The sequence below is a fragment of the Bradyrhizobium retamae genome, from assembly GCF_001440415.1.
Lineage (GTDB): Bacteria > Pseudomonadota > Alphaproteobacteria > Rhizobiales > Xanthobacteraceae > Bradyrhizobium > Bradyrhizobium retamae.
This window is the reverse complement of record NZ_LLYA01000040.1, coordinates 1-4,532: the sequence shown is the minus strand read 5'-3', so window position 1 is coordinate 4,532 and position 4,532 is coordinate 1. Positions and strand designations below refer to the sequence as shown.

The 4,532-nt window shown below is 55.6% G+C and carries 8 protein-coding genes; 6 read left to right on the top strand and 2 right to left on the bottom strand.

What is annotated here, in order from left to right:
- Positions 1–272: transposase (locus CQ13_RS07345; RefSeq protein ID WP_197427271.1), on the bottom strand; the 272-nt coding region annotated here is incomplete at its 3' end.
- A gap of 171 nt (positions 273–443) precedes the next feature.
- Here CQ13_RS07345 and CQ13_RS07340 point away from each other — a divergent pair.
- Positions 444–1,202: a hypothetical protein gene (locus tag CQ13_RS07340; RefSeq protein ID WP_156433559.1), complete on the top strand. Its 759-nt coding sequence runs from the start codon at positions 444–446 to the stop codon at positions 1,200–1,202.
- 533 nt (positions 1,203–1,735) lie between these two features.
- On the opposite strand, the gene CQ13_RS07335 is transcribed toward CQ13_RS07340, so the two are convergent.
- Positions 1,736–2,086, bottom strand: a complete 351-nt coding sequence (locus CQ13_RS07335) for an ABC transporter substrate binding protein (protein WP_057842339.1) — start codon at positions 2,084–2,086, stop codon at positions 1,736–1,738.
- 346 nt (positions 2,087–2,432) lie between these two features.
- Between CQ13_RS07335 and CQ13_RS40630 the strand changes: the two genes are divergently transcribed.
- From CQ13_RS40630 to CQ13_RS45380, 5 genes are all read left to right on the top strand, one after another.
- Positions 2,433–2,615, top strand: coding sequence for a hypothetical protein (locus tag CQ13_RS40630; protein WP_082637356.1), 183 nt, complete (start codon positions 2,433–2,435; stop codon positions 2,613–2,615).
- 192 nt (positions 2,616–2,807) lie between these two features.
- Complete coding sequence (locus CQ13_RS42645; protein WP_156433558.1) at positions 2,808–3,005, top strand: hypothetical protein; 198 nt, start codon at positions 2,808–2,810, stop codon at positions 3,003–3,005.
- Between the two features lie 74 nt (positions 3,006–3,079).
- Positions 3,080–3,316, top strand: a complete 237-nt coding sequence (locus CQ13_RS07330; RefSeq protein WP_057842338.1) for a hypothetical protein — start codon at positions 3,080–3,082, stop codon at positions 3,314–3,316.
- A complete protein-coding gene (locus CQ13_RS46735; RefSeq protein ID WP_347337016.1) occupies positions 3,313–3,711 on the top strand; it encodes a hypothetical protein in 399 nt (132 codons plus the stop codon). The genes CQ13_RS07330 and CQ13_RS46735 overlap by 4 nt, the downstream gene beginning before the upstream one ends.
- A gap of 18 nt (positions 3,712–3,729) precedes the next feature.
- Positions 3,730–3,942, top strand: a complete 213-nt coding sequence (locus CQ13_RS45380; RefSeq protein ID WP_245309070.1) for a hypothetical protein — start codon at positions 3,730–3,732, stop codon at positions 3,940–3,942.
- The last annotated feature ends 590 nt before the right edge of the window (positions 3,943–4,532 follow it).

Here is a 4,532-nt window from a genome sequence, read left to right as displayed (position 1 = left end):
CAGCGATAGGCGAGGTTCACCTGCACTTCACGGCAGAGCAGCCGCTCCGAGCGGATCGCAAAAACGTACCCCACGACCAGCATCCGGATCATTAGTTCCGGATCGATCGACGGGCGACCCATCGACGAATAGTGAGGTGCAAGCTCGCTGCGAAGCCAGGAAAGATCGAGAGCAGCATCGATCTTCCGCACCAGATGATCTTCGGGAATCGCGTCGCTAAGATCAAACTCGTAGAACAGTTGACCTTGGTCACTCTTCAGACGGCCCATCATGGATCGACCTCGTCGCGATTCGCCTCAACACAACGGAATCACGCCTCGAGGCCTCTCTCAACCGACTTTTGCAACAAAATCGGCCACATACGGACATTCATGAGTCGCTGGACCAGTCCGTAAAAGACCCGTTAACGGTTCGTGTACGGCGCTCATGATATGACTTGCGCCATGGCCACTCACGAACTTTACGGCGAGCTCGCGGCCTCGCTGGTTCGCGCGACCACGGATCGCTGTGAGCCAAGTGAGCCGCGCGCCCGCGTTGGGGCCAAACTCGATGGTTCAGGAGGCCTGTCTGCATTCGAAGATGCTTGCACTATGCTCATAAGGCTGGGGCTGGCGACTTATGAGTGCAAATTGCTGATCGATGGTGACCGAGTTGCACACTTCGTCACGGAGCGGTCGCGGGCTGGCCAAGTCACGTTGCCGCCCATCGACGATGTCCTTGAAGCATGGCTATCATTGTTTGCAAGCCAGCTGGGTCATGCGTCTTTAAAGCGCCTGCCTTTTGTCCCTCATCACGATATCAGGCCCGTGATGGATGCGCTTGCAGCGTCGGGCTACGCCAAGCCGATCGACGATGCCTTCATATGGACGGACAAGATCGGCCGCGCGATGCAAATGAGCGGCTGGTGGGACGAGAATTGCCTGTCGCGTGAAGAGCTCGAGGAACGGGACGTCGATCTGGACATGCGTAAGGCCTTGGCCTCCATTCCCGACGATGTCAGGCATGCGGCTCTGACGGATAACCAAGGTGCCGTGGTCCAAGCTTTGGCCGCGCGTTGGGTTGACGGTGTGTGGCTGCCCGATACAGTTGATACTGTTGACGAGGCCTCATGGTGGCGTTGGGCCGCACTCGCTCCTGAAGCAAAGAGATTGGTGGAGTTGGTCCAGGGTACTGACGACCCACTGATGGATGACGTCAACTAACACCGAGGGCGGATGAGCGAAGCGCGAACCGCTGATCTTGCTCGGAGATTGCGAGCAGCTTTTTGAGGTCGCAATGACGCGTTTGGGTCAATTGCAGAACTACGGTATCGGCTTTAGCTTTGTCCGCTTTATTGGGTCTAACAATTTAGTCTAGGGTCCGGATAGCTTGGACAGGGCGGCCACTCACGGAAGTTGGCCCTAACCTGCCGGGATTTCTCCGACAATCCATAACTGACCCACAATGCCAAACAATAGACGCCGCCCGAGATCAGGCTGGTCGCGATCATGAGCGCAAAGACAACGCGCCGACCTCTTGTCATGCATCTAAGTGACATCGGATTCTCGTCGAATTCGAACTCGGTGTGCCCGAAGACTGTTAACAAATTAAGGTTGCGCATGCTGCATTTTACAAATCGTCCGCTATGGGGTCAAAAGCGGCGGTGGAAGGGAGCGAGGATCGATGTCCGGTTTACCGCTGAGAATCGACGTCATAAGGCCTTAAGCGCGGTTCGGCTGTGGGCCAACACCAGACCTCAGTCGATCACTTGGTCCGCACGGCTGACCAGCGTTGGCGGAATTGTCACACCAAGTGCTTTGGCCGCTTTATGGTTGATGCTGAGAACGAGTTCAGTCGGCTGTTCAACAGGTACTTCCGCCACTTTGGCGCCTCGCAGGAGCTTCGTAACCCGTCGACCACACTGCCGGTTGATCCCATCCAGGCGCGGGCCATAGGCAATCAGCCAGCCGTCTTCTGCTCCCTGCGGCCACTGAAATATTGAAGGTAGCCCTTGCGAAGTGAGGCGGTCGAGGATTAGCTTTTTAATGCTCGAAAATCTTGTCGACGCCAACACGCGCATGTCCGCGCCCATGATCTTGGTGCTCATGGCTGGCCATTACAGCTCATCAAAGCCCCTGAGCAATCCACGAGACTTAGCTGTCCATCGGGACTGTGCCGCTTTCGCTTGGTCAAGCGCTCTCTTGCTTCATTGCACCTGCGCTGAAGAGCGCAACCAATCCCCCGTAAAAATACGGAAGCCGCGTAACCACCGCGTGGAAAACCCGCATCGGTAAGGTTGAGCGGTTAGCTTAACGCGCAACATGCGTTGCGCTATCGAGACGTTGAGCTATCGACAGAACGCCGGGCAATTGCCCTCGTCCGGTCCCTCGGCAAGGCCGTCAGCGAACATACTCCGCTCGGCGGCTTTGTCTTTTAAAAGGAGCGCTTCACCGATGGCTGGCAAGTCTTGGTCATTCGTACATGATCGTCGCGTTATCGAACTCGCCAAAGCATCAAAATCGTTAGAGGAAGCGGCTCGGATCATGAACCGCACGCCTGAGCGCATTCGCAAGGTGTCAATTCGGTTGGGCGTTTCATTTAAAGCCGCCACCAAAAAGAAGCGTATACAGAAATAGCTTCGGGTGCAGCCCAAAAATCCGGTGTCGACCTGTTCGCCTGATGCCGTAGTTCGACCAACGACTTTTCAAACGAGACTAGTCGGGGGCTTGATCTCTCATCCAAATTGCGGAAGGATACCAGCGATTTAAGAGGCTGAAATTAACAGCGGCCGATTGCTTGCATAATAATAGATTTAAAGCAGGTGTTCCGTGTGCAACACCGATTACAACCAAGACGAACAATTCCGTCAGATGCTTGAGCGGTTTCCAGATCGCTTGTTGACCGTTAACGGCCGTTTCCGTGAGGAAACGCGCTTTTCCAAAGACGAATTGCAACGCGCTCATAGCGAGCAAAAAAAGCTGCGCCGATCTAACTTCACATTAATCCATGGAGATGTGCCGGACTAACGTTCCAGGACGTAGCTTGCTGGGTGCTTTTGCCCACTAAACAACAAGGTCATGCTCTACTATACGGAATGGTCATGCCATTTGTGGTGAAAGCCTTCTATGACGATCACATGCTGACGGTGACAAAAGAAACCGCGAAGCAGGCGTTTGCAAAAGCGGTCGAGTGGCATGTCGCCGAAAGGTTCAGTGGCGTGTCTATCAACGACGGCATCAAAGGCTATACGATTGCCGAGTTTGCATCGGTAATGGCGCTCATGGAGATTGCTAACACGATCCACCCCGCCGAGGTGGGGCCAAAGGGGAAGAAGTGAGCACAAAGGACAAACTAGAAGAAATTGCAGCCGCGATGCGAGCGCGCTGGCACGCTTCCGAACCGGCCGTACCTTCGCACGCCAACCCAATAGGCGGAGAAAATGCGAGCGGCGAAGATGGGCCGATAAACGCCGGCTCAACAGGGGCCACGCTTGTCCCGGAGGCCGAACGCGAAAACCAAGTGACGCAGCCGCTCTCGCCGCTGGCTCGGTTAGATTTAGACACCGCGATCCGCCTGCGCTGGGCGCTGCGCGATATCAAAGCCAAGCGAACGAAATTAACGCCCGTCCGTCAAAGTGATTTGGTAATGTTGATTGAAATGGGCTTGGTCGAAATACGTGACGACACGCATGTGGTCGTCACCAACGAAGGTCGTCAAGCACTGGATCATTGATCGAGTTGGAGGATTGCTATGTCCACAACGGGGTGGTCGCCAGGCACCGTGCCGTATGGTGCGGATCAAACGGTCTATCTGGTCGTTGATCGCTTTAGTAGTGGCAGCGTCTACCGCGAGACAGAGGTCGAGCGGACCGATCTTGAAACTGTCATTGATGATTTTCTGACGGGGCAGTTTAACGACCCCGGTGCGCGTCGTGGCCTTCAACACACTGGAGCATTGGGCTAATGACGTTTCCAAGGATATTGCGCAGATGATCCAAGCTCGGTGCGATATCGCAGGTGACCGAATGCCAGAGCATATCCGAGACTTCGTCGAGAGCTATGCCCCGACAACTCGGCACCGACTGGGTTGAGCGTGCGAAAAAACCCGCTGGCCAGCGGCATCAAACAATATGTGGATGAACGCGCCGCGACTTCATTGCTCAGCCGGCGTAGCACCTATACGGCAGAGCCCGCTGTCTCGCGAGGTTAGCCGCGGCGTCGCGGGCAGCGCTATATATCAGCGCTGATTGATCCGCAAGGCTTGAAGGTTTGGAGCGAGCGTCCGTGCAAGCACCCTTCATGTTTCTGGGCGTAAGCAAGCACGCCCATGATAATGAAAGCCACTACGACAAATCCGATTATGAGGTTCTGCACCATGGCTGCCACTCCACGGGGTTAGCGCACTACGAAGTAGGCGACCGCGCGGCCAAAGATAAAGCCACTCCTGAATTAAGAGCACGACAGGTTGGCTCCGGCTAGAGCAAACTTCCGCTAATGGGATGGTCCGGCCGTGCTCCGGCCCTGCCAGCACGAGAAGCTGGCAAGGGGCGCTCA